The organism is Aliiroseovarius crassostreae (assembly GCF_049803815.1).
Lineage (GTDB): Bacteria > Pseudomonadota > Alphaproteobacteria > Rhodobacterales > Rhodobacteraceae > Aliiroseovarius > Aliiroseovarius crassostreae_A.
In genome coordinates, this window is the sequence record NZ_JBNAGI010000001.1 from 1,040,297 (window position 1) to 1,064,914 (window position 24,618).

At 60.6% G+C, this 24,618-nt stretch carries 25 protein-coding genes; 14 read left to right on the forward strand and 11 right to left on the reverse strand.

The window, feature by feature from the left end:
* Nucleotides 1–4: 4 nt before the first annotated feature.
* Complete coding sequence (locus ACP15V_RS05185) at nt 5–1,753, reverse strand: heparinase II/III family protein (protein WP_424942728.1); 1,749 nt, start codon at nt 1,751–1,753, stop codon at nt 5–7.
* Between the two features lie 116 nt (nt 1,754–1,869).
* Nucleotides 1,870–3,153, reverse strand: a complete 1,284-nt coding sequence (locus tag ACP15V_RS05190) for an RsmB/NOP family class I SAM-dependent RNA methyltransferase (protein WP_424942596.1) — start codon at nt 3,151–3,153, stop codon at nt 1,870–1,872.
* 68 nt (nt 3,154–3,221) lie between these two features.
* Here ACP15V_RS05190 and ACP15V_RS05195 point away from each other — a divergent pair, with 68 nt between their 5' ends.
* Entirely contained in the window at nt 3,222–3,428 is a 207-nt protein-coding gene (locus ACP15V_RS05195) for a DUF1674 domain-containing protein (RefSeq protein WP_424942597.1), read from the forward strand.
* 233 nt (nt 3,429–3,661) lie between these two features.
* Here the strand turns inward: ACP15V_RS05195 and dapB are convergent, their stop codons facing one another.
* A complete protein-coding gene (gene dapB, locus ACP15V_RS05200; RefSeq protein ID WP_424942598.1) occupies nt 3,662–4,471 on the reverse strand; it encodes a 4-hydroxy-tetrahydrodipicolinate reductase in 810 nt (269 codons plus the stop codon).
* A gap of 96 nt (nt 4,472–4,567) precedes the next feature.
* On the opposite strand from dapB, the gene rbfA reads away from it, so the two are divergent.
* Together rbfA and truB are read left to right on the forward strand one after the other, a co-directional pair.
* Nucleotides 4,568–4,984: a 30S ribosome-binding factor RbfA gene (rbfA, locus tag ACP15V_RS05205; protein ID WP_424942599.1), complete on the forward strand. Its 417-nt coding sequence runs from the start codon at nt 4,568–4,570 to the stop codon at nt 4,982–4,984.
* A 63-nt stretch (nt 4,985–5,047) separates the two neighbouring features.
* Nucleotides 5,048–5,953, forward strand: coding sequence for a tRNA pseudouridine(55) synthase TruB (gene truB / locus ACP15V_RS05210; protein WP_424942600.1), 906 nt, complete (start codon nt 5,048–5,050; stop codon nt 5,951–5,953).
* A gap of 155 nt (nt 5,954–6,108) precedes the next feature.
* Here the strand turns inward: truB and deoA are convergent, their stop codons facing one another.
* Nucleotides 6,109–7,419: a thymidine phosphorylase gene (deoA, locus tag ACP15V_RS05215; protein WP_424942601.1), complete on the reverse strand. Its 1,311-nt coding sequence runs from the start codon at nt 7,417–7,419 to the stop codon at nt 6,109–6,111.
* A 116-nt stretch (nt 7,420–7,535) separates the two neighbouring features.
* On the opposite strand from deoA, the gene ACP15V_RS05220 reads away from it, so the two are divergent.
* Nucleotides 7,536–8,051: a DUF1643 domain-containing protein gene (locus ACP15V_RS05220; protein WP_424942602.1), complete on the forward strand. Its 516-nt coding sequence runs from the start codon at nt 7,536–7,538 to the stop codon at nt 8,049–8,051.
* A gap of 18 nt (nt 8,052–8,069) precedes the next feature.
* Here the strand turns inward: ACP15V_RS05220 and ACP15V_RS05225 are convergent, their stop codons facing one another.
* A complete protein-coding gene (locus ACP15V_RS05225; protein ID WP_424942603.1) occupies nt 8,070–9,296 on the reverse strand; it encodes a calcium-binding protein in 1,227 nt (408 codons plus the stop codon).
* A 221-nt stretch (nt 9,297–9,517) separates the two neighbouring features.
* Here ACP15V_RS05225 and ACP15V_RS05230 point away from each other — a divergent pair, with 221 nt between their 5' ends.
* From ACP15V_RS05230 to ACP15V_RS05240, 3 genes are all read left to right on the forward strand, one after another.
* A complete protein-coding gene (locus ACP15V_RS05230) occupies nt 9,518–9,835 on the forward strand; it encodes a DUF5665 domain-containing protein (RefSeq protein WP_424942604.1) in 318 nt (105 codons plus the stop codon).
* A 141-nt stretch (nt 9,836–9,976) separates the two neighbouring features.
* A complete protein-coding gene (gene rpsO / locus ACP15V_RS05235) occupies nt 9,977–10,246 on the forward strand; it encodes a 30S ribosomal protein S15 (protein ID WP_091431856.1) in 270 nt (89 codons plus the stop codon).
* 179 nt (nt 10,247–10,425) lie between these two features.
* Entirely contained in the window at nt 10,426–11,145 is a 720-nt protein-coding gene (locus ACP15V_RS05240; RefSeq protein WP_424942605.1) for a sterol desaturase family protein, read from the forward strand.
* Between the two features lie 15 nt (nt 11,146–11,160).
* Here the strand turns inward: ACP15V_RS05240 and ACP15V_RS05245 are convergent, their stop codons facing one another.
* Together ACP15V_RS05245 and ACP15V_RS05250 are read right to left on the reverse strand one after the other, a co-directional pair.
* The gene (locus tag ACP15V_RS05245) at nt 11,161–11,853 is read right to left on the reverse strand and encodes an SGNH/GDSL hydrolase family protein (protein ID WP_424942606.1); all 693 of its coding nucleotides are present in this window, start codon (nt 11,851–11,853) and stop codon (nt 11,161–11,163) included.
* A gap of 27 nt (nt 11,854–11,880) precedes the next feature.
* A complete protein-coding gene (locus ACP15V_RS05250; protein ID WP_424942607.1) occupies nt 11,881–12,054 on the reverse strand; it encodes a hypothetical protein in 174 nt (57 codons plus the stop codon).
* A 61-nt stretch (nt 12,055–12,115) separates the two neighbouring features.
* Here ACP15V_RS05250 and pnp point away from each other — a divergent pair, with 61 nt between their 5' ends.
* Nucleotides 12,116–14,263: a polyribonucleotide nucleotidyltransferase gene (gene pnp / locus ACP15V_RS05255; protein ID WP_424942608.1), complete on the forward strand. Its 2,148-nt coding sequence runs from the start codon at nt 12,116–12,118 to the stop codon at nt 14,261–14,263.
* Nucleotides 14,264–14,371: 108 nt separating this feature from the next.
* On the opposite strand, the gene ACP15V_RS05260 is transcribed toward pnp, so the two are convergent.
* On the reverse strand, nt 14,372–15,115 hold the full coding sequence (locus tag ACP15V_RS05260; RefSeq protein ID WP_424942609.1) for a metallophosphoesterase family protein: 744 nt from the start codon (nt 15,113–15,115) through the stop codon (nt 14,372–14,374).
* A 138-nt stretch (nt 15,116–15,253) separates the two neighbouring features.
* Here ACP15V_RS05260 and ACP15V_RS05265 point away from each other — a divergent pair, with 138 nt between their 5' ends.
* Complete coding sequence (locus ACP15V_RS05265) at nt 15,254–15,949, forward strand: aquaporin (protein WP_424942610.1); 696 nt, start codon at nt 15,254–15,256, stop codon at nt 15,947–15,949.
* Nucleotides 15,950–16,000: 51 nt separating this feature from the next.
* Here ACP15V_RS05265 and serA read toward each other — a convergent pair whose 3' ends face one another.
* Both serA and ACP15V_RS05275 read right to left on the reverse strand, forming a co-directional pair.
* On the reverse strand, nt 16,001–17,593 hold the full coding sequence (gene serA, locus ACP15V_RS05270; RefSeq protein WP_424942611.1) for a phosphoglycerate dehydrogenase: 1,593 nt from the start codon (nt 17,591–17,593) through the stop codon (nt 16,001–16,003).
* Nucleotides 17,594–17,728: 135 nt separating this feature from the next.
* Nucleotides 17,729–18,871 carry a phosphoserine transaminase gene (locus tag ACP15V_RS05275; RefSeq protein ID WP_424942612.1) on the reverse strand — a complete coding sequence of 381 codons (1,143 nt, stop codon included), beginning with the start codon at nt 18,869–18,871 and terminating at the stop codon, nt 17,729–17,731.
* Nucleotides 18,872–18,944: 73 nt separating this feature from the next.
* Between ACP15V_RS05275 and ACP15V_RS05280 the strand changes: the two genes are divergently transcribed.
* The 3 genes from ACP15V_RS05280 to ACP15V_RS05290 all read left to right on the forward strand — a co-directional run bounded on the left by ACP15V_RS05280 (nt 18,945) and on the right by ACP15V_RS05290 (nt 20,839).
* A complete protein-coding gene (locus ACP15V_RS05280) occupies nt 18,945–19,079 on the forward strand; it encodes a hypothetical protein (protein WP_424942613.1) in 135 nt (44 codons plus the stop codon).
* Between the two features lie 61 nt (nt 19,080–19,140).
* Entirely contained in the window at nt 19,141–20,016 is an 876-nt protein-coding gene (gene serB, locus ACP15V_RS05285; RefSeq protein ID WP_424942614.1) for a phosphoserine phosphatase SerB, read from the forward strand.
* Nucleotides 20,017–20,080: 64 nt separating this feature from the next.
* Nucleotides 20,081–20,839: a TSUP family transporter gene (locus ACP15V_RS05290; RefSeq protein WP_424942615.1), complete on the forward strand. Its 759-nt coding sequence runs from the start codon at nt 20,081–20,083 to the stop codon at nt 20,837–20,839.
* A 337-nt stretch (nt 20,840–21,176) separates the two neighbouring features.
* On the opposite strand, the gene ACP15V_RS05295 is transcribed toward ACP15V_RS05290, so the two are convergent.
* Nucleotides 21,177–22,187 carry an asparaginase gene (locus ACP15V_RS05295; protein WP_424942616.1) on the reverse strand — a complete coding sequence of 337 codons (1,011 nt, stop codon included), beginning with the start codon at nt 22,185–22,187 and terminating at the stop codon, nt 21,177–21,179.
* Nucleotides 22,188–22,459: 272 nt separating this feature from the next.
* Here ACP15V_RS05295 and ACP15V_RS05300 point away from each other — a divergent pair, with 272 nt between their 5' ends.
* Together ACP15V_RS05300 and rlmN are read left to right on the forward strand one after the other, a co-directional pair.
* The gene (locus ACP15V_RS05300; RefSeq protein ID WP_424942729.1) at nt 22,460–22,954 is read left to right on the forward strand and encodes an invasion associated locus B family protein; all 495 of its coding nucleotides are present in this window, start codon (nt 22,460–22,462) and stop codon (nt 22,952–22,954) included.
* Nucleotides 22,955–23,263: 309 nt separating this feature from the next.
* The gene (gene rlmN / locus ACP15V_RS05305) at nt 23,264–24,478 is read left to right on the forward strand and encodes a 23S rRNA (adenine(2503)-C(2))-methyltransferase RlmN (protein WP_424942617.1); all 1,215 of its coding nucleotides are present in this window, start codon (nt 23,264–23,266) and stop codon (nt 24,476–24,478) included.
* Nucleotides 24,479–24,618: the final 140 nt, after the last annotated feature.

The following is a 24,618-nucleotide window of genomic DNA, read 5'->3' on the forward strand; positions in this document are numbered from 1 at the left end:
GATGTTACAGTGGCAGCTCGTGGTCACTGCTTTCCAGATCGCGCATCACCGATGGGGTGTCCTGCGCCTTGGCCAGCGACCAACGAATGCGTGTCGCATAATCCATTGCGACCGCCCTGAGAACCACCTGTTTCGTCGCACGGGGCTTTAAGCGCGTTTTTTCCAGATAAACGCTGCTTTCCAGCGACATTTCCGCCTGTCCATCATAGCGCAGGATCCAGATCTCGCCGGACCGCAGCGCCATCGACACCGCCGTGCCGCCCAGATCCAACTGCGCATCCACATCCGGGTGCAGGTGAAACCGCACCGAAAACGGGATGCCCTGCAGCCCGCGCGCGTCCATCACGGCATCAAACCGGGCCTGGGGCTGTTGTCCCAATGCAGCCAGGGTTTCTTCCCCGTCAAAGGAACGCCCGTCAACGCTCAGCTCAACCCGACGCATGTGCAAAAGCCCGTGACTGGCGAGATATCCGTCGTGATCGGCAAAAACGCCGGTCTTGCCCAGCTCATTGATGTGCTGCACCTGAACTTCACTTGGGGTCTCGGCCAGCCAGGTGCGCCCACCTTTGCCCGCCGCCCCCAATCGTGACGAGGACACCCCTTTCAGCCCAAGCGTAGAATGCGACGGCGTGGCACGCCCTGCCTTGCGCCACTCTTCCCCAAACTGCGCGCCGGATCCGCAATTCACGATCAGCGGGCGGCGCCCGGAGGTAAGTTCAAACCCCAGGGTCGATGCATGGGCATTTGCCGATGCCGCCCCCTTCGGCGGGGGGGCCGCATCCATGATCACCGTTGTGCGCCCCGCATGCAGCCGCGCAAACCCCATCGACAGGCCGGGCGACGCCGCGCCGCGCACCCCGGAGTTGGCCAGGGCGTGATCCAACCGCCCCTCAAGCCCACGCCCCCCGCCATGGAACCGCGCCAGGGCCCCGTCCGCATGACGCAACGCGCGCAGTGTGGGGGCAATCCGTTCTATTGCCTCCAGATGCTCATGGGCCGCCATATTGCCGCTTTCCGCCAGGGCGGAGGCGGACCAAGTCAGCAGGGTAAAAACGTCCAGAAGCTCTTCGGGATTTCGGGTGGGGATCCCGCCCTGGGCGTCGATCTGATCACGACATTCCCGCGCCAGCGCCTTCACAGCCGGGGCCACATGACGCTCCATTCCGGTCAGGCTAAGCCCCGCATAGATCAATCCGGTCAGGGCTTCGAACCGGGGCAATCCGGGGCTGGCCGCCTGCCAGCGGCGCGACAGGAAAATGGTCTGTTGCCCAAGTGACGAAAAGAATCGTTTGCTGTCATTTGAGGGCATTCCCGCCATTAAAAACAGCGCGTGGTTGATCCAGCGAATAAGGCGCCGCCCGGTCAGATCCGGGGTCCAACCGGGCCCTTTGCCTTGTCCATACTGATCAATCCATTCCAGCAGCCAGGCCTGCCCGCGTTGCCGCGCCGCGAAATCCCCCAGTGAGGCCAGATCGTCCAGCCAGACAAACCCATGCAGTTCCAACGCAAATTCCCGACTGGGCGGGGTGATTTCAAACAGGCTCCGATCGGGGGCATTCACCAAATGGCCAGCAAACAGGTAATTGCCTGCCACCAATTGCTTGCCCCGCGCATAGGCCCCAATGGTGCGCGGTTCGGGCTGCGATACAAACCCGGTCGCCGGGGCCGCACGGGTTGCCCGCCAGGCATGCCAACGGTTTGCAAGCCGGGTGCGTAAGTCGGAAAGGTTGTTCTCTTGCGCCACTTGGGTCACGCGAACCACGCTCGAAGCACGGGGGGCCTCGCCTCAATCTGCCAAAATGACCCCTCATTGTCCGGGGGTGTTGGCAAAACCATACGCGCGCGCGCCCGACCTGTCATCCAGCGATTTCAGGACCGGCGAAATGCCGTGATGAAAAAGCCATCCATGCCGCCCTGATCGGCCATGTAATGCGGGAACAGGCGCAACCCTTCCGGACCGATCCAGTCGGGTTCCACCCCGGGCAGGCGCAAGGCCTTGAGATCCAGTGACAGGCCCGCGTGGCGCGCCAGCGCATCACGCACCTGCTCCTCGCCCTCATCAATCAACAGGCTACAGGTGCAAAACACCAACCGACCGCCGGGTTTCAGAAGGCCGACTGCCCGGTCGATCATATATTCCTGAAGCTCGAACAATGCGGGAAAGTCACTACCATCTTTGGCATAGGGCAAATCGGGGTGGCGACGAATTGTGCCCGTGGCCGTGCAGGGCGCATCAAGCAGGATCGCATCAAACGGCCCGCCCTCATATTCCAGCGCATCGCCAACCACGCAATCAGCGGCCAACCCCGTGCGCGCCAGGTTTTCCTTCACCCGCTTCATCCGACCCTCGGACACGTCAAGCGCCGTGACCTCCGCCCCGGCCGCGGCCATCTGCATGGTCTTGCCACCAGGGGCCGCGCACATATCCAGAACCCGCTCACCAGGCTGAGCATTCAACACCTTGGCGGGGATCGCGGCGGATGCGTCCTGCACCCACCACGACCCGTCTTTGTATCCCGGCAAGGCGGTGACTTGGCCCGCGTCCTGCAACCGGATGGACCCCGAAGGCAACATGGCACCGCCAAGCTTTTTCGCCCATTGCGCCGGATCCGACTTGCAGGTCAGATCAAGGGGCGCGCCCGCAAATTGCACCGCCTCCATCGCTTCCACAGCGGCTTTGCCATAATCATCAATCAGCGGTTTGCGCAGCCATTTCGGCAAGCGCGGGACGGGCAGCGCGTCCCACTTGTCCACTTCGCCGCTCACCTTGCGCAATACGGCGTTCACCAAACCCGCCATCTTGTCCGTGGCCCGATCGGCCCGCGCGGCAGAGACGCAGGAATTCACCACCCCATGCGCAGCGCCGCCCATGCAGATCTCGACCACACCCAGCCGCAGAATGTTCAGCACCCGCAGCGGCGGGCGTTTCTTCAGATGCGGCCCCAGCATCCGGTCCGCGCGATCCATGCCCCGCAAAGTCATCAGCGCCAAACGCTGCACCCGCGCGCGATCATCGCTGGGCAAAGGTTTCACCCGGCGCGGCAACACTTCAGACAAAAGCCGCCGTTCTTCCAGGACATCGCCCAGCAGATCAACCACCACATGCCGCGGGTCAGTTTTCTTCGCTTTCGCACCGGTTTTTACAGCCGCCATGACCTGTCCTTTGCCTTTTCTCGCCTCGCGGCCTATATCATCCACACGTTAGCGACAAGGATATCAGCATGTCCGCAGAAAAATCTGACGCCGAAACCGGCGAGAAGAAAAACCTCTCCCCCGCCGCCCAGCGCGCCCTCGCCGAAGCGGAAGAGCGCCGGAAGAAGGCCGAGGCCGAGGCCAAAGCCCGTCCCAAAGAATACGGTGGCCGCGACGGGCCCGAACCTGTGCGCTATGGCGATTGGGAAAAAAAGGGCATCGCCATCGATTTCTGAGGCCACAGCTCAGAAAAAGCCGCCACAAAATAAAGGGGCGCTGCCCCTCGGCTTTCAGCCTCACCCCGGGATATTTATGGACCAAAGATAGCCAGATCTCATGCCATCTTTGGTCTTGAAATATCCCCGCCGGAGGCAAGGAAGTTGCCGAGCGAAGCGAGGCCACCGCCAACCGGAAGCGCCGCGCAGCGGCAATGACGGGCGGCAGATTTGCCCCGTCGCTGAATTGGATTTTACAGCCCCAACACGTCGAGCATGTCATATTCGCCGGGTTTCTTGCCCTGCCCCCAAAGCGCGGCCTTCAGCGCGCCGCGGGCAAAGACGGACCGGTCGCTGGCCACGTGGCGCAGGGTGATACGCTCGCCCTCAGCGGCGAACAACACGTCATGCTCACCGATAATGTCGCCGCCGCGAATGGCATGAAAGCCGATATCCCCGCGCTTGCGGGCGCCGGTGATGCCGTCACGGCCGCGATCTGACACGTCGGTCAAATCCACCCCCCGTCCTTCGGCGGCCGCTTCGCCCAGCATCAGCGCAGTGCCCGAGGGGGCATCGACTTTGTGGTGGTGGTGGCTTTCGATGATTTCAATGTCGTAGTCTTCATCCAGCGCCGCTGCGACCTTTTTGGTCAGTTGCGTCAGAAGGTTCACCCCCAAGCTCATATTGCCCGCGCGCACGATGGTCGCGTGACGGCCTGCAAGGCGAAGTTTCTCAAGATCTTCGTCGGTCAGACCTGTGGTGCCAATCACATGCACCGCTCGGGCCTGGGCGGCAATTTCGGCCATGTCGACGGTGGCGGACGGCGCGGTGAAATCAATCACCGCCTGCGCCTTGGACATGACCTCCAGCGCGTCATCGCTGACCTGCACCCCCACGGGCTGCCCGCCCATGCATTCGCCCACGTCGCGCCCGACCCAATCATGACCGGGGCGATCCAGCGCGCCCACCAGCCGGGCCTTGTCCGAGGCCAGCACCTCTTTGATCAGCATCTGGCCCATCCGGCCCGACGCGCCCATCACAACAATCCCCGGCAAATCGCTCATGTTCAGTCTCCTTCAACTTGCCCTCTCCTACCCCGCAAATGCCCGCTTGGCAAAGCCCTGCTTGCATGTATCCCTATTCCGCCCTATGTGAGCGCCATGGCAAAGAACCGATTTAACGACCATGATGGCCCGTCCCAGCGTCAGCTGCGGGTCGCCGAACTGATCCGCCGCACCTTGTCCGAGGTGCTGGCCCGTGGCGATGTGCATGACCCGGAGCTGAACCGGATGTCGATCACGGTGGGCGAAGTGCGTACCTCGCCGGACCTGAAAATCGCCACCGCCTATGTTCTGCCCCTGGGTGGGCAGGGCAAGGACGAGGCGATCCAGGCGCTGGCCCGCAACAAGGGCGAACTGCGCCGGGCGCTTGGCAAATCGACCAATCTGAAGTTTACCCCGGACCTGCGGTTCCAGATTGACGAGACCTTTGACCAGATGGACGAAACCCGTCGCCTGTTTTCGCAAGATAACGTGCAGCGCGATCTGGACGAAAACGCCACTGGCGACGAAGACTAACACCTGTCAATCTCACACCGACACTGCCAGCCCCGCTGGCTATAGCACCTATGGGACAAGCGCATGGCACGCAAACGCAAGGGACGCGACATTCACGGCTGGTTGGTGGTCGATAAACCCGCCGGGATCAGCTCGAACGCCGTGGTGAACAAAGTCCGCTGGGCGATGGACGCCAAGAAGGCAGGCCATGCCGGGACCCTGGACCCCGAGGCCACCGGCGTGTTGGCCGTGGCACTGGGAGAAGCGACCAAGACCGTGCCTTACGTGACCGACACGCTGAAGGCTTATCGGTTTACCGTGCGGTTGGGACAGGCCACCAATACCGATGACGCGGAAGGCGAGGTGATTGCCGAGGCGTCCACCCGCCCCACCGACGCCGAAATCGAAGCCGCCCTTGGGCAGTTCACTGGGCAGATCATGCAGGTGCCGCCGAAATTCTCGGCAGTGAAAATCGATGGCGAGCGGGCCTATAAACTGGCGCGTGATGATGAGGATTTCGAAATTGCCGCGCGGCCCCTTTGGGTCGAGGAACTGGCGTTGGTCGAGCGGGAAGACGAAGACCACGTGACGCTGGAAATGACCTGCGGCAAAGGCGGGTATGTGCGGGCGATTGCCCGGGATCTGGGCGAGGCGCTTGGGTGCTTGGGGCATGTGCGCGAGCTGCGCCGGATCTGGTCTGGTCCGTTTGAGGCCGAGGATGGCGTGTCGATGGATCTGGTCGAGGAGCTCGCCAAAACCGGCGAGTTGGACCAGTATCTGTTGCCGCTGGAAGAGGGGCTGTTTGAATTGCCCGAGCTGCGCTGCACCGCTGAAGGCGCCACCCGGTTGCGCCATGGCAACCCGGGTATGGTGCTGAGTTCAGACGTGGAATATGGCGACGAGGCCTGGGCATCGTTTGACGGCAAGGCCGTGGCGGTTGGGATCTTCCGCTCGGGTGAGCTGCACCCCAGCCGCGTGTTCAATCAGTAAGCCAGGGCTGCCGCGCGCTGTTGCCTTTACAAGGCGCCACCGCTTGGCGGTGGCCTCGCTTCGCTCGGCAGGGGCTCTGCCCCTCGCCCCCCCCTCTTCGAGTCCGGCCTCACCCCGGGATATTTGCGCCCAGGAAAAGAAGGGATAAGCCCTGCCTATCCCTCGATGACCTCTTGCAGCGCGGGCGTTGCGGCGGGGGCGTCGCCGATCTCATAGGCGGCCAGCACCTGATCCGCGGCGCGCGCAGCGCTGGCGTCATCATCGGCGTGGATCATTGCAATCGGATCTCCCTTTTCCACCTGCACACCCAGATCCAGAAGGTCCGTCAGACCAACCGACGGGTTCACCTTGTCAGAGGCCACCCGGCGACCGCCCCCCAGCTCGACCACGGCCAAGCCAATGTCACGGGTGGAAATCGCACGAATATGCCCGCTGTTTGGCGCGGGCACCGGCGTGATTTTCTTGGCCGTGGGCAGGCCGGTTTTATAATCGGTCAGGATGTCGGTCGGACCCCCAAGGGCGGCCACCATTTGGGCAAAAACCTCGGCCGCTTTGCCGCTGGTCAGGGCGTCCGTGACAGCGGACAGGGCAGTGTCACGATCGGATTGCACACCGGCGGTCAGCAGCATTTCAGCGCAGAGGGCCAATGTTACCTCGCGCAGGCGCGCATCCTGCTTGTCCCCGGTCAGAAATTCAACGGCGTTGACCACTTCCAGCGCGTTGCCCGCCGACGAGGCCAGCGGTTGGTTCATATCGGTCAGGATGGCGTGGCACGGCATGCCGGCGGTGCGCGCCACGCGGGTGATTGATTGCGCCAATGCTTTCGCCTGATCATAGCTGGCCATGAAGGCGCCATTGCCAAATTTCACATCCATGACCAGTGACCCGAGCCCCGCGGCAAGTTTTTTGGACAGGATCGACGCGGTGATCAACGGGATGCTTTCCACGGTCGCGGTCACATCGCGAATGCCATAGAACCGTTTGTCCGCCGGGGCGAGATTGGCGGTTTGGCCGATCACAGCACAGCCCACATCCTTCACCACCTTGGCAAAGAGGGCGTTGTCCGGGGTCACAGTGTAGCCGGGGATCGCCTCCATCTTGTCAAGCGTGCCGCCCGTGTGGCCCAACCCCCGACCCGAGATCATGGGCACGTATCCCCCGCAGGCCGCCACAATCGGGGCGAGCATCAGGCTCACGTTATCGCCAACCCCGCCGGTCGAATGTTTGTCCACCACGGGCCCGGGCAGATCCGGCCAGGTGAAGACATCCCCGCTGTCGCGCATCGACAGGGTCAGCTGCGCGGCCTCTTCCGGGGCCATGCCCTGAAAGAACACGGCCATGGCAAAGGCCGCCACCTGCCCTTCACTTGCGCTGTCATCTGAAATGCCATGCACCATGGCGGCAATTTCGTCTTGCGTCAGTGTGGCTCCGTCCCGTTTTCTGCGGATGATTTCGGCGATCAGCATGGGATATCCTTTCTTGAAGCGACCACTTTTGACCATTTGGACAAAAAACGCAAGGGATATGCCAGGACGTCACTCCGGGGCTTGCAATTTTCGCGGTCCCGTCGTCAAACCATGCCATGATCACACGCAGGTTTCAAAAAGAAGACGCAGCAAGCACTGCGGTCTATTCGGACTGTGAGCAGTATCGCTACTCGCTGACGCGGGTGTGGGACACTGCGGGTAAAAAAGCGCTGTTTGTCATGCTGAACCCGTCCAAGGCGACCGAAGTGCAAAACGACCCGACGGTGGAGCGTTGCGAGAGACGGGCGCGGGTGCTGGGGTTTGGAGCGTTTCGGGTGGTGAACATCTTTGCCTGGCGCGAAACGCACCCCAAACTGATGCGGCAGGCGACGGACCCGGTGGGGCCCGACAATGACGTGCAATTGATGGAAGGGTGCCGCTGGGCGGATCAGATCATTTGCGGATGGGGGACCCATGGCGCACATAGGGAACGCGGCCCGGCGGTTGAACGCCTGTTACGCGCCGAAGGGTATGAACTTCAGCACCTCGGCCTGACCAAAGAGGGGCACCCGAAGCACCCGCTATATATCGCCTACGCCACAAAACCCATGCTTTGGCGAACTGGTTCCTGATCCAGTCGTGTGACCTGATCAGACATAGACCTCTTCCATGACTTCAACGTAGATGTCCGCTGTGGTGGCGTCTGGTGCCCCTTGCAACACCGCCACCACTTCGCCATTCACGGAAACCACACCGTCATTGCCATCTTCGGATGGTGATACGTCCAGCGCAACACTGTCCGGATCCACATCGGGGTTCAGGGTGACGCGCAGGAAATCTTCGCCGGACACGAAATCGGTTACATCCGCGTGACCTTCGCCGGTTTCGTGATCAAAATAGAGGTGGAAATTGTCGGCACCTTCGCCCCCGGTGGCAATATCTGCGCGGTCAATGATCAGCGTATCGTTGCCGGTACCGCCGTCCAGCACATCCTGATCATTGTCGATATGCCAGTCAAAGCTGCTACGCTCGGCCCCGCTGCTTTCCATCGCGTGACCCATGTGGTTCAGGATATCATCCCCCTCGTCACCGGAAATCACATCGGCCCCATCCCCACCGGAGATCTGGTCATTCCCGGCACCACCCGACAGGGTGTCATTGTCTGACCCTTCGCCGGTTTCGTCATGCTGGCCGCCAAAGATGAGGTCCACACCTTCGCCGCCTTCGATACTGTCATCGCCCATGCCACCATCAAGATAGCCGGAGTAATCGTCATCATCGGCCGTATAGGCACCAATAATTGTATCATTGCCTTCACCGCCGAAAATGGCGGCCGGGGCAGCGCCCACGGTGATATGGTCGTCCCCTTCACCCCCAAAGGCAAAACTGGCATCATCCCCGGTGGTGATCGTGTCATCACCGCCCTGGGCATCAATCACACCAACCAGGCCTTCGCTTTCCAGTTCCACAAATGGGGTGCCGTTGAACAGGTCCAACGCCCCGTCCGATTTCACACCATCGCTTGAGCCGGTGAACTCATCCGCCTCGTCGGTCAAAACCATCGGGTCGGGATCTTTCATGACCAGGTCATATTCATGCAATCCGTAGATCGCGTCGCAGTTCTCTGCCAGAAGCCCATCCAGCAGGGTGGCATCCGCCGCTGAGGGCAGCCCTTCACCCGGTTCATCAATTGGGGTGATCTCTTCGCCAATCACCTCTTCGGCGCCATCCCCTTCGATTGTCGTCTCGACAGCATCCTGGCCGGAATCATCGCCATCAGCATCATCGCCAACCGCAATGAAATCCCCGTTGGACTCGGATTGAAATTCTTCATCCGGTTCAACCTCTTCAGCAGAATTGAGAAACCCATCTGCCATAAAAGCCGCGGGAACCAATCCGAGAAACAATAGACCTAAAAGCATCTTGGCACCTGTATGTTCTTGCTGCCATCACCTATACACACCATGGCGAGAATCGCATTGCGAGACACAACCGCTCGTGGTCATTCTATCAACTGGTCCCCAAAAAAACAGGGAAATATAGCTACAATTCGCCACATTCCCCTTTAAAAACAACAAAAAGGTTAACGGAGGCTGCATTGCAAAAACATCCCTCAGAAGATACTTCAGGCCCCGAAACGCCGGATCCCACCCCCCTGACGACCGAGGTGCGCGCCCTGCGGGAAGAGGTGCGGCGGATGAATTCACATCGCTTCATTCTGCTGCATGACAGCCTGTGGAAACTGGGTCTGTTCCAATTGTATCGCGGGCTGGCCTTTGGGTTGGGGTCGGTTTTGGGGGCGACCATTCTGGTGGCGATTGTGGTGAAGCTGCTGTCTTCCGTCGATTTCATTCCGGTGCTGGGCGAATGGGCGGCACAGGTGATTGATCATCTGAACACCACCGGCAAGAAGTGATCTGCGATTCCCTTTGCCATTTGCGAAGAATCCCCCTATATGCGCCCATCGGTTCCTGAAACGGGACCGGTCCCTCCATGGGCCTTGCTGGACGACATCCCGGCCTGCGCCATCCACTTTAACCTTGTAAAGGAGACCCCGATGTCGATTACACCTGAAGAAAAAGCTCGTCTGATCAAAGAGTTCGGCACCAAAGACGGCGACACCGGTTCGCCCGAAGTTCAAGTTGCCATCCTCAGCTCGCGCATCGCGACCCTGACCGAGCACTTCAAAACCCACAAGAAGGACAACCACGGTCGTCGTGGCCTTCTGAAAATGGTTGCTCAGCGTCGTAAGCTTTTGGATTACGCCCGTGCGAAAGATGAGGCCCGTTACCAGGACCTGATCAAACGCCTCGGCCTGCGCCGCTAACTCGGTTTTTTCCGAATTGGAAAGGGGTCGCTTCGGCGGCCCCTTTTTTGTTGACCACACGCCCAGCCGGGCAACTCATCCTCTTTACCGTTACGTCAAGTTTACGCCGGGTCCATCTTGATCCCTGCCGGTCAGATTTCCCAGAGTTTCCAGATCATGGGCATGATCGGAGGCGTAACATGAAGGCGACATTGGCGGTTTTGATGAATATGGGCACGCTGCACCGGCTGTTTCCGTTCTGGCTGGCGGGTGTGTTTGCGCTGATCTACTGGTTCACGCCGTGGCTATTGCTGGCAGTAGGCTACGGGATCCTCGCGCAGTTCTTTGTCGAATACGCTATGCACCGCTTTCTGCTGCACCGCGAACCGCCCCAGGATCAGGGTGTGTTCAACGAGCTGTATCGCAGCCACATCGGCCATCACGAATTTCCCAGCAACCCCGAGTTTTTCACCGGCGGAGATCATTGGTATCCGCTGAAATTCGGTGCGCTGTCCGTGGTGATCCATACCGCGATCCTCTGGCCTTTCCTTGGCCTGCCCGGGGCCTTTCTGACCGCTTATGTGGCGCTGTTTGCAGGATCGGTCAGCGCCTATGCGTTTTACGAATATTGCCACACGCTGGCCCATCTGGCCGTGCCAAAGGGCTGGTTCGGGCAACACATAACGCGCACCCATCTGGCACATCATTTCCAGGACCACGACGCGACCTTCCATGTGTCCTTCGGCATGAACTGGATCGACCGGCTGTTTGGCACCAAACATGATCGCGCCCTGGCCCGCGAACGGTTTGATCGCGAAACCATCCTGTCGTTGGGGATGGACCCAGACGACCTGCGCCTTGTCACCGCCCGCAAAGCCTTTGGCCTGCCGAAAATGCCGCGAATGCGTCAGAAAGGGTAATCCAACAAATGTGGGTTACCGCGCCTCATCCACCTGCCGGATCAGCCTCACCACCCGTTTGCCAATGGCTTTGCTGCCTTTGATCGACGGGTGGATCATGTCGAGGCCGTGAAAGCTGCGGTCGCCATGGGGGACCAGATCGGCATTTGACAGGAAATGCACCCCGTCTATGCGCTTGGCCATTGCCGCCAGACGCGCTTCGTAGATATCCCCGTCATCTTTGCAGCTTTCAATCGGGCTGCCCGCCCCGGGGCTGCGCAGATAGCCCAGCATGATCACCTTGGCGCCGGATTTGCGGATCTTGGACACAAGTTTAACCACCTCTCCCTTGCGGCCATCTTTCGACACCATGCGGTTGATCTTGCGGTCGCATTTGTTGCACCCGCAGCCGAACCACAGATCATTGCCGCCACCGGACAGAACCACCCAATCAGGCCGGTCCTTGGTACGAAACTGCCGACCGATATTCATACCCATCGCGCCCGTCAAAGGCAGATTGTAAATCACACGCGCCCCCGACAGTGCCCGGTTCTTCACCGGCTCCCCCAATTCTTTCGCCATCACGTCGGCGATGGACCGTTTCCCAGCCCGGTTCCACGACATCAGACTGTCGCCCAAAGCCAGAATGCGCACGGGCGCTTCGGCCCGCACGGGGGCGGCGGGCAGGACCACCAAGAGGGACAGGATCAGCAGGACGGATCGGATCATTCAAACACCAGTCTTTAAACGTGTTAATCAAGCCCTGCCAAAATCACCTGCATCGATGAAAAAATCCACAGCAAAATCGGCAACAAACCATTGCCAAATCCGCACCCCCTTCCCAAACCCCTTGATTTCCTGTAATGCGCAAACATCTGAGACTTGCGCCCTGACCCCGGCGCCTGGATGGATATGTGGGGTCGGCGGCATGGGGCCGCCATTGAAACGGGAGACCCGGAGGGCCGGGAGTGCTCCCAGCTAGGAAAACATGATGTTTGACGTAACCAAGAAATCAATGGAGTGGGGCGAAGAAACCCTCACTCTGGAAACGGGCAAGGTTGCCCGTCAGGCCGACGGTTCGGTGATCGCCACTTTGGGCGAAACCTCTGTCATGGCCAACGTGACCTATGCGCGCCAGCAAAAGCCCGGTCAGGACTTTTTCCCGCTGACGGTTCACTACAACGAGAAATACTACGCCGCCGGTAAAATCCCGGGTGGCTTCTTCAAACGCGAAGCACGTCCGACTGAAAAAGAGACGTTGACCTCGCGCCTGATCGACCGTCCGATCCGCCCGCTGTTTGTGCCGGGCTTCAAAAACGAAGTTCTGGTGATCTGTACCGTTCTGTCGCACGACCTGGTCAATGACCCGGACATCGTGGCGATGATCGCTGCCTCCGCCGCGCTGACCCTGTCGGGCGCGCCGTTCATGGGCCCGATCGCCGGGTGCCGTGTGGGCTATGAAGACGGTGAATACGTTCTGAACCCGACCTGCGACGACATGCACGATCTGCGCAACAACCCGGACCAGCGTCTGGATCTTGTTGTGGCCGGCACCAAAGACGCCGTGATGATGGTGGAATCGGAAGCTTATGAGCTGTCCGAGGCGGAAATGCTGGGCGCCGTGAACTTTGCGCATGAGCAGATCCAGCCGGTAATCGACCTGATCATCGATCTGGCCGAAGACGCCGCGAAAGAGCCCTTCGACTTCCAGCCCGCCGATTACAGCGCGCTGTATGAGGCTGTGAAAGCCGCCGGCGAAGACAAGATCCGCGCCGCTTACGGCAACACCGACAAGCAGGAACGTGTTGCTGCTGTCGCGGCCGCCAAGGAAGAGATCATCGCGTCCCTGAGCGAAGAGCAACAGGAAGATGCCAACCTCGGCACCGCCCTGAAAAAGCTGGAATCGGCTGTTGTGCGTGGTGACGTTGTGAAAACCGGCAAGCGGATCGACGGTCGTGCCCTCGACACCGTGCGCGCGATCGACAGCTCGGTTGGGATCCTGCCGCGTACCCACGGGTCTGCCCTGTTTACCCGCGGCGAAACCCAGGGTCTGGTTGTGACCACTCTGGGCACCGGCGACGACGAACAGATGATCGACGCGCTGACCGGCACCTACAAATCCAACTTCCTGCTGCACTATAACTTCCCGCCCTATTCGGTTGGTGAAGTGGGCCGTTTTGGCCCTCCGGGTCGTCGTGAAATCGGTCACGGCAAGCTGGCTTGGCGTGCACTGCAGGCGGTTCTGCCGTCGGCCACCGACTTCCCCTACACCATCCGTCTGGTGTCCGAGATCACCGAATCGAACGGCTCGTCTTCGATGGCGTCGGTTTGTGGTGGCTCGCTGTCGATGATGGACGCTGCTGTGCCGCTGAAAGCGCCGGTTGCTGGTGTGGCCATGGGTCTGATCTTGGAAGATGATGGCTCTTACGCGGTTCTGACCGACATTCTGGGTGACGAAGATCACCTGGGTGACATGGACTTCAAAGTGGCAGGCACCGAAGAGGGTATCACCTCGCTGCAGATGGACATCAAGGTTGCCGGTATCACCACCGAGATCATGGAAAAGGCACTGGCCCAGGCGAAAGCCGGTCGTCTGCACATCCTGGAAGAGATGGGCAAAGCCCTGACCGAAGGCCGTCAGGAATTTTCCGCCCACGCCCCGCGCATCGAAACCATGAACATCCCCACCGACAAGATCCGCGAAGTGATCGGTTCGGGCGGTAAGGTGATCCGTGAGATCGTGGAAGTGTCGGGCGCCAAGGTCGACATCAACGACGACGGTGTGATCAAGATCGCAAGCCCGAATGGCGACGCCATCAACAAGGCCTATGAGATGATCCACGCGATTGTCGCAGAGCCGGAAGAAGGCGCGATCTACAACGGTAAGGTCGTGAAGATCGTCGATTTCGGCGCCTTCGTGAACTTCTTCGGCAAGCGCGACGGCCTGGTGCACGTTTCGCAAATCGAAAACCGTCGCCTGAACCACCCGTCGGACGTTCTGAAAGAAGGTCAGGAAGTGAAAGTCAAACTGCTTGGCTTTGACGACCGCGGCAAGGTGCGCCTGTCGATGAAAGTTGTCGATCAGGAAACCGGCGAAGAGATCGTTCCGGAACAGAAGAAAAAAGACGAAGACGCGTAATTCACGCATCGTCTGAAGACAGAAAGCCCCGGTGGAAACGCCGGGGCTTTTTTGTGCCAAACGCGATGTGCCGCCCCGTTCTGAAGACTGGTCCGATCAGAGGCGCATTTAGAAGGCCGCCCTGACCGGCGCGCGCCCCTGCGCCCCCAACACCCAAGCTTCGCGCCCTTCGATCACCACAACGCCGATGCCTTTGCCATGTCCCGCGCCCGTGTCGATGTTCAGACGGTTGCCATAATGAGTGACGTCTTTCACCGGCGTGTGGCCATGCACAATCAGCGCGCCATGGTCGGCGTCTGAACTGTGAAACTCCTGCCGGATCCAGATCAGGTCATCTTCCACCTGATCCTCCAACGCCACACCGGGGCGGATGCCGGCGTGGACAAAATACAGATCGCCAATGCGGTGCATCACCGGAAGATCATCAAGAAACCGGCGATGGGCTTCGGGCACGGCATCCATGGCTTTGGCGTGCAGCTGATAGGTACGAATGCCATCGGGCACATCCACCCCATAGCTGCCCAGCGTTTCGACCCCGCCAATGCGGGCGTGAAACCAGTTGTGGTCATGCAGCAGCATGTGATCCACCATCGGATAGTCGCGCAAAAACATCGCCGCCATCCGGTCGTGATTGCCCTTCAGCACCACCCAGTTTTCACCCCGCGCCTGCCCGTCCATCAGGTATTGGACCACCCCGCGACTGTCCGGGCCGCGATCCACCAGATCCCCCACATGCACAACAGGCGCCGTATCATCGCCGCAACGCGCACGGTCTTCGGCAATCCGCGCATGGGCCGAGACCAGCTTGTCCAGATGGCCGTGAATGTCGCCGATGGCATAGATCCGTGTCATGTCTGGCCTCTCCTCGCCTGTACCAGGCTAAACCCCAAGCGCGTTGGGGTGTTGTGCGCGCCCAAATTCCCCGCGACCCATTCCGGTAGGCCGCGCAAAGTAAGCGCCAATGCGTATCTAGTAACAGGGAGACCCCAGATGAAACAAGCAGTTGCAGAGTTTATCGGCACCATGACATTGGTGCTGTTTGGCTGCGGTGCGGCCGTGATCGCGGGCGGAGATATCGGGCTGGCCGGCATCAGCTTTGCCTTTGGCCTTGCCCTGATCGGCATGGCCTACGGGATCGGCAACGTGTCTGGCTGCCACATCAACCCCGCCGTGACCATTGGGGCCGTGATTGCGGGGCGCGTGCCAAGCACCAAGGCGCTGACCTATATCCTTGCGCAACTGGCCGGGGCCGCGGTGGGGGCCACCATCCTGTTCATCATCGCCAGCGGCAAAGGCGGCGGGTTTGACGTTGGCGCATCCGGGCTGGGCCAAAACGGCTGGGGGGCTGGATATCTGGGCGAATACAATGTGGTGTCCGCTTTTGTGTTTGAACTGGTCGCCACCTTCCTGTTTGTCGTCGTGATCCTTGGCGCGACGGGGGCAGGCGCGCCCGGTGCCGTCGCGGGCATGGCCATTGGCCTGACCCTGGTGGTGATCCATCTGGTGGGCATCAATGTGACCGGCGTGTCGGTGAACCCGGCGCGGTCTTTTGGTCCGGCGCTGTTTGCAGGTGGGCACGCCCTCAGCCAATTGTGGCTGTTCATCTTGGCCCCCGTGCTTGGTGCCGCTGCCGCCGGGGCCTTGTTCAGATCTGGCCTGCTGGACGCGGGTACAGCCACCGAGTAACATGAAAAAAGCCCCGGAGAAACTCCGGGGCTTTCTTTCTATTTCAACGCTTTAGACGTCAAACGCCAGGGGCGTGATCGTCTTGAACAACCCGGTGTCGCGCAGCGCCTGGCGCACATCTTCCGGCACGGGTGCATCGACATAGAGAAGCGCAATCGCATCTCCACCCGCCTCATTCCGGCCCAGGGTGAAGTTGGCGATGTTCACGCCACGCTCGCCCATGGTGGCCCCCAACGCGCCGATGATGCCGGGGATGTCATCATTGGTGGTGTAGAGCATGTGGTTGCCGATCTCGGCGTCGATATTGATGCCTTTGATCTGGATGAAGCGCGGTTTGCCGTCCGAGAACACGGTGCCCGCGATCGAGCGTTCGCGCTGTTCGGTCACCACGGTCACCTTGATGTAACCGTCAAACGACCCGCCCTTGGCCTGCGTGGTGGTCGAGGTTTTGATACCACGATCCGCCGCCACAACCGGCGCAGAAACCATATTCACATCAGGGGTTTGCGGCTTCATCAGGCCGGCGATCACGGCGCAGTCCAGCGCCTTCAGGTTCATTTCAGACGCGACACCATCATAGAGGATGTTCACCGCCTTGATCGGCTCATCGGTCATCTGGCCCACAAAGGCACCGAGGTGTTCGGCCAGTTTGATCCACGGGCCCATCACCTTGGCTTCTTCGGCGGTGACCGACGGCATGTTCAGCGCGTTTTGCACGGCCCCGGTCAAGAGGTAATCCGACATCTGTTCGGCCACTTGCAGGGCGACGTTTTCCTGTGCCTCGGTGGTGGCGGCGCCCAGGTGCGGGGTGCAGACCACGTTGGGAAGGCCAAAGAGCGCATTCTCGCGGGCGGGTTCTTCGGCGAACACGTCAAAGGCCGCGCCTGCGACATGACCCGATTTCAGCAGATCCGCCAGCGCCTCTTCATCCACCAGACCGCCGCGGGCACAGTTGATGATCCGCACACCTTTCTTTGTCTTTTCAAGGGCTTCACGCGACAGGATGTTCTTGGTCGCGTCCAGAAGCGGCACGTGCAGCGTGATGAAATCCGCGCGCGGCAACAGCTCTTCCAGCTCGACTTTTTCGACCCCCATCTGCGCGGCTTTCTCTTCCGACAGGAAGGGATCGTAAGCGATGACTTTCATCTTCAGGCCCAGCGCCCGGTCGCAAACAATGCCACCGATATTGCCGGCGCCGATCACGCCAAGCGTCTTGTTGGTCAGCTCGACCCCCATAAACTTCGACTTCTCCCATTTGCCCGCATGGGTCGAAGCAGAGGCCTCGGGGATCTGACGCGCCACTGCAAACATCATCGCAATCGCATGTTCGGCGGTGGTGATCATATTGCCGAACGGCGTGTTCATCACGATCACGCCTTTCTTGGAAGCTGCTGTTTTATCAACATTATCCGTACCGATCCCGGCGCGGCCAACCACTTTCAGGTTGGTGGCGGCCTCCAGAATGGTCGGGGTCACCTTGGTCGCGGACCGGATCGCCAGACCATCATATTGGCCGATGACTTCAGCCAGCTTTTCCTTGTCTTTGCCAAGCTCGGGCATGAAATCCACATCAATGCCACGGTCGCGGAAAATCTGGACGGCGGTTTCCGAAAGCTTGTCGGATACGAGAACTTTGGGGGCCATGTGCTGGGCTCCTATTCTTTAAAGTTTTTAAAGGGCCGGGACCCAAAACTTTAAACTTTTTTCAGCCTCAGAGGCGAAAGTTTAAAGTTTTTCGAGGGTCCAGCGGGTCATCTTATGAAAAGGATCCGAACCGGATCAGAGTGCTGCGATTTCCGCGTTGAACGCCCAGTCGATCCACGGCATCAGCGCCGCCACGTCAGAGGCTTCCACCGTGCCGCCACACCAGATGCGCAGACCGGCCGGTGCGTCGCGATAGGCGCCCACATCCAGCGCCACACCTTCGGCTTCCAATCGCTTGGCAACGGCCTTGGCGAAAGTTGCCCCATCGGTGATGCGCGCGTCGTTGAACTTCACGCAGACCGAGGTGTTCGACCGGGTCGCCGGATCATCGGCCAGAAAGTCGATCCAGTCGGTGGCTTCGACAAATTTCGTCACTTCGGCAGTGTTGGCATCGGCGCGGGCGATCAGCCCTTCCAGACCACCGACCGAGCGCGCCCAATCGAGCGCAAACAGGTAGTCTTCGACCGCCAGCATCGACGGCGTGTTGATCGTCGCGCCGGTAAAGATGCCTTCGATCAGCTTGCCACCTTTGGTCAGGCGGAAAATTTTCGGCAGCGGCCAGGCCGGGGTGTAGCTTTCCAGACGCTCCACCGCACGCGGGCTCAGGATCAGGATCCCGTGCGCCGCTTCGCCACCCAGCACCTTCTGCCAGGAAAACGTGGTCACATCCAGCTTGTCCCAGGGCAGGTCCATCGCAAAGGCGGCGCTGGTCGCATCACAAATGGTCAGCCCTTCACGGTCCGCCGGGATCCAGTCGCCGTTCGGAACGCGCACACCCGAGGTGGTGCCGTTCCAGGTGAAGACAACATCATTGGCAAAATCAACCGAGGCCAGATCCGGCAATTGGCCGTATTCGGCGGTCTTGGTGACAGCCTCCAGTTTCAGCTGTTTGGTCACGTCGGTGACCCAGCCGGACCCAAACGATTCCCACGCCAGCATTTCCACGCCGCGTGCGCCCAACAGCGACCAGAGCGCCATTTCAACAGCGCCCGTGTCAGATGCGGGCACAATGCCGATCTTGTAATCCGCCGGGATGCCCAGCACCTCACGGGTGCCTTCGATCGCCGCTTTCAGCTTGTCCTTGCCGATGGCGGCACGGTGCGAACGGCCCAAAGCGGCGTCCGACAGAGCATCCAAATTCCATGTGGGGGGTTTGGCACAGGGGCCAGAAGAAAACCGCGGGTTCGCCGGGCGGTTTGCCGGTTGCTGAGTAGCCATAGATGCTATCCTTCCAGATAAATGCCCTTCGTTGGGGAAGGGTGTCCCACGGACCGACATAAGGGGCGTTTTGATGCTGCACAAGCAAAATAATGTCGGTTTTGTCGCGGGATACGTCGAATACGGGCGCAAAATGACCACTATCGGAAACTTTCGGTCGCGCCGGATGCGGCGGTTTCTTGGGTTCATGGCGGATTTGATCTTGTGAAACGGACGGGATTCGCCGCATGTCTGGGGCAACAGGACACCCGCGCAGAAAGGCCCGTCACATGTATTTCGCCACGCTTCTTACCGCCCCCTCTGCCCCGTCGCTTGACGCCGCGCTGGTTGAAAATCTGCGCAACGCCTGGGGCGGCGGTGATGCGGTCTGGCTGGCGGCGGATGAGGCGGCGGAATTTGCGCTGGACCGGATGCCCGACAATCAGTGGGAGGTCTGGGCCGATCTGCAAGAGCTCGGCGTGGATCTGGTTGTGCTGCCCGCCGAGGGGCGCCGCAAAAAGATGCTGCTGGCGGATATGGACAGCACGATGATCCAGCAGGAATGTATTGATGAGCTGGCGGATGAGGCCGGTGTGGGCGAACGGGTCAAGGACATCACCGCGCGCGCAATGAATGGCGAGCTGGATTTCGAGGGCGCGTTGATCGAGCGGGTGGGGCTGTTGAAAGGCTTGCCGGAAAATGTGATCACAGATGTGATCACAAATCGCATCACCTTTATGCCTGGCGGCAAGGCGCTGCTCGCAACCATGAAAGCCAACGGTGCCTATGCGGCGCTGGTGTCCGGCGGGTTCACCGCCTTTACCGGACATGTGGCCGACGCGCTGGGGTTTGACGAAAACCGCGCCAATACGCTGAACGTGGCAGAGGGCGTGCTGACCGGCACCGTGGGGATGCCCATTTTGGGGCGCGAGGCCAAGGTGCAGGCGCTGAAAGAGATCTCGGCCCGGCTTGGGTTGGACCATGCGGATGTGATGGCCGTGGGCGATGGCGCTAATGATCTGGGCATGTTGGGTCTGGCGGGGGCCGGTGTGGCCCTGCACGCCAAACCGTCGGTCGCCGCCGAATGTGACATCCGCATCAACTACGGCGATCTGACTGCGCTGTTGTACATCCAGGGCTATGCGAAAGAAGACTTCGCCGCCTGACCCGTCTGGCGGCCTCCTGGTGAACATGTTAGGGCCTGTCTGACCTTCGCAGCAGGAGCGCCAAATGTTTGAGATCACAGGTGAAATCATCGCTTTACTGATGGGCGCGGCCTTTGTGGCCGGGTTTGTCGACGCGATTGCCGGCGGCGGTGGGTTGATCACCCTGCCCGCCCTGATGCTGGCCGGCGTCCCACCCGTGACCGCGCTGGCGACCAACAAGGTGCAGGGGCTGTTTGGCGCGGGGATGGCGGCGGTGAATTACGCGCGCGCGGGCCATGTGACCCTGCGCCGCCAGATCCGCCCGGCGCTCTTGTCTTTTGCGGGCGCGCTGATCGGCGCGCTGCTTGCCTCATCGCTGCCGACCGAGGTGATCCGGCTGGGATTGCCGGTTTTGCTGGTGGGTGTGGCGCTGTTTTTTGCGCTGAAACCCGGGCTGGATGACGTGGACAAGATCGAACGCATCTCGCCCTTGCTGTTTTCGCTGAGCTTCGTGCCGCTGATCGGGTTTTATGACGGGCTGTTGGGGCCGGGAACCGGGGCGTTTTTCATGCTGGGGTTTGTCAGCCTCGCGGGTTACGGCATTCTGCGCGCCACGGCGCATACCAAGCTGTTGAACTTCGCGTCGAATGTCGGCGGGCTGGCCGGGTTCATGCTCGTCGCCCCGCCGCTTTGGGCGCTTGGGCTGGCGATGGGGGTGGCGCAGATGGCAGGGGCCTGGCTGGGCTCGCATCTGGCCAGCCGGATCGGCGCGCGGTTGATCAAACCGGTGCTGGTGATCGCCTCGAGCGCGCTGGCGATCAAGCTGATCAGCGAATGGGTCTGACGGGGTGCTGCCGTGCCTTTTTCCCTGTCGGTCATCAGGCTTGCCGATCGCCTCGCTGTGCTCGGCAAGGGGCTTTGCCCCTCGGACTGCGTCCCCGGGCTCCGCCCGTTCTTCGGGCGAATTGATCCCCCGGATCAATTCCTGAAAGCCCTCGAACCCCAGGATATTTCCGATTAGAAAATGAACGGCACCTGGCCTCTTTTTCCTTGTTCCAAATATCCCAGGGTGAGCCGCGCATGCGGCGAGGGGCAGCGCCCCTCTTTCAGGCTCACGTAGTGAGCCACCGGCAGCGCGCCCAAAGCGAAGCGGTGGGCGCCCCTTCCTGGCGCGCGCTCCCTTAGGAGCAAATTGATGCAGTCGGTTTGATTTCGCCCGTGTCCACGCCGGCAAAATTCACCACGCGCGGATTGAGGCGTTTTTTGACCATCGGGTCTGCCGGATCAGCGACGCCAAGCCGCGCGAGGATCGCGGCGATTGCGCATTCCGAGGCACGGGTGGACCCGTCATTGACTTTCAACGCGACGCCGAGTTTCTGTTCCGGCAGGATTGCGATGAAAAAGGCTTCCGCCCCGGTTTTCACCGCCACTTTGCCCTTCATGGCGCGCATCAGTTCGGTGCAGGCGCGGCCTTCGCCGGCCACCAGATCGGGGTGCGCCATCATCGCCTCGCGCAGGCGCACCATGGCGCTGTCGCGGGCGGAACGACCTTCCTCGGCGCTGGCAAATGCCGCCATCGCGCGGCCCATGGCGTGCAGGGATGTGGCGAAGTTGGGCGCAGAGCAGCCATCGATGCCGAACCCCGGGCTGTCCATGCCGGTTACCTCTTCAAACGCCCGTTTCGCAGCCTGTTGCACCGGGTGGTCCGGGTTCACGTAATCCGCCACCTCGGCCCCGATATGACGCGCGAGGGTCAAAAACCCCGCGTGTTTGCCCGAGCAATTGTTGTGTATGCGGCAGGGTTTTTCTTCCGCGCAAATCAGGGCCTTTTTCGCCGGGCGATCCGCGGGCATTTGCGGCCCACAACAGAGGTCATCATTGCCCAGGCCCATTTCCGTGAGCCAGGCCGAGACGCGATCCGTGTGAATGGCCGCCCCTTCGTGGCTGGCGCAGGCCAGGGCGAGTTGTTCGGTCGTCAGCCCCGCCGCATCCGCCGCGCCGCTTTCCACCAAGGGCAGCGCCTGCAGCATTTTGGCGGACGAGCGCGGCAGGATCACCTCGTCCGGATTGCCCCAGCCTTCGATCACCTCACCCGCCGCGTTGACCACAACCGCATGGCCCCAATGCTGGCTTTCCATGAAATCGCCACGCCAGATTTCCACCAGACGCTCTGGTGCTTTTGCTTTACTCACCCCGATCACTCCCTTTTGATCCGCATTTCATCACGTCAAACACGCGGAAACGCGCAAAAATCCGCCACTTATTCAGGTTCCGGGGCTTTCACAATCCCGGCAATTCACGTTAGACTATGCGGCGTAGGTTTGAAATGCCCAGGCACCCGGACCCGTGATGAAAACCGCATAGACGGTTGGGGCATCGCGCCGTGGCATATTGGGGCAAGAGGCAGGAACAGCTTGGAGGCTGTAAGGACATGAAACGAGTGATCGCAGCTGTCACCGGTGCCATGATGATGGGCACCCTCAGCACCACAGCAGGTTTGGCGCAGGAAAGCACCAACCGCGTGGCTGCAAACACCGACTGGAGCGTGTTTGTCGAAGACAACCCCACCGAATGCTGGAGCGTCTCCAGCCCGAAAGAAACCGTGAACACCAAAAACGGCCGGGCCGTTGCGGTGAACCGTGGCGACATATTGCTGTTTGTGAGCTACCGCCCTGGTGCCAAGGTTAAGGGGCAGGTGTCGTTCACCGGCGGTTACCCCTTTGCCAAAGGGTCCACGGTATCGCTGACCGTGGGCAGCAATGTCTATCAGTTGTTCACCGACGGCGAATGGGCCTGGGCGGCCCCGGCGGATGACGCCAAGATCGTTGCCGCGATGAAACGCGGTGCGCAGGCCGTGTTGCAGGCGCAATCGTCACGCGGCACCAAGACCAAGGACACCTTCTCGCTTCTGGGCTTTACCGCTGCGGTGGAAGAAGCGGGCAAGCGTTGCGGCGGCTGATCCACGCCCCGCGTTCTTTGATCCAGATCTGAAGGCGCCCCCGTGCGGATATGTTCCGGGCGGGGTTTTGCTATGTAGGGCCTGCATATGCCTGTGGGGTGACAAGCCCTCTGTGCTAGTCTATGGCAGTGTTTCCAGCTTCATCGGATCGGTTTTCGCTGCCTCTCACCTTTGGTTCGAACGCAGAAATCCGATACAGGGTTCCACCGAATCTGGAAACGCTTTATAGACACCGATCTGCACGAAAAGACCCCGCCCCGCCTGTCGCAAGGCCAGTTTCAAGGGGTGGGTTGTATCAAGGAACGCGCCATGGATCCGAAACCGACCACCACCACCGCCGAGAATACGGCCCCCATTACACAAGAGGTAAAGGTTGCCCCGCGCATTCTGGTGCCCGAGGCCAAGCCGAACCTTGTGGGCATGACCCGCGACGCGATGCGCACGGCCCTGATCGAGATGGGCACGCCGGAAAAACAGGCCAAGATGCGGGTGAACCAGATCTGGCAGTGGATCTACCAATGGGGCAAGCGCGACTTTGCCGAAATGACCAACCTGGCCAAGGCGTTCCGCGCCCAATTGGCCGAGCATTTCGTGATTGAAACACCTGAGGTGGTGCAGAAACTGGTCAGCGAAGATGGCACGCGCAAATACCTGGTGCGGATTGCCGGCGGGCACGAGGTTGAGGTGGTGTATATCCCCGAAGAAGGCCGCGGCACGCTGTGTATTTCTTCACAGGTGGGCTGCACGCTGACCTGTTCTTTCTGCCACACGGGGACGCAAAAACTGGTGCGCAATCTGACCGCGGGCGAGATCATTGGCCAGGTGATGATGGCGCGGGACGATCTGGAGGAATGGCCCACCCCGGGCGCGCCAAAGGATGAAACGCGGCTGTTGTCAAACATCGTGCTGATGGGCATGGGCGAGCCGCTGTACAATTTTGAAAACGTGCGCGACGCGATGAAGATTGCGATGGACCCGGAAGGGATCCAGCTGTCGCGCCGCCGGATTACCCTGTCCACATCCGGTGTGGTGCCGGAAATTGCCCGCACCGCGCAGGAAATCGGTTGCCTTCTGGCGATCTCGTTCCACGCCACGACGGACGAGGTGCGGGATGTGCTGGTGCCGATCAACAAGCGGTGGAACATTGAAGAGCTGTTGGGCGCGCTGGCGGATTATCCCAAGGCGTCGAATTCAGAACGGATCACCTTTGAATATGTGATGCTCGATGGGGTGAATGACAGTGACGCGGACGCGCATCGCCTGATTGATCACATCAAGCGGCATAATATTCCGGCCAAGATCAACCTGATCCCGTTCAATGAATGGCCGGGCAGCCCTTATAAACGGTCCTCGAACAACCGGATCCGGGCCTTTGCCAACATCATCTATCAGGCGGGCTATGCCAGCCCCATTCGCAAGACGCGCGGCGATGACATCATGGCGGCCTGTGGGCAGTTGAAATCGGCCACGGAACGCGCGCGCAAGTCGCGCAAAGAGATCGAGAAAGAGGCGGGGTTGTCGTGACCCCCTGACGAGATGAGCCAAGACGCATAGACGGATGCGAGGGCGCTGCCCTCGCGCTCCCGGGATATTTGCGGACCAAAGATGGGGGCCGTGATCCTCACTTTGCGATTGTTTCGAATTCCTCAGAAATGCCCCAATTG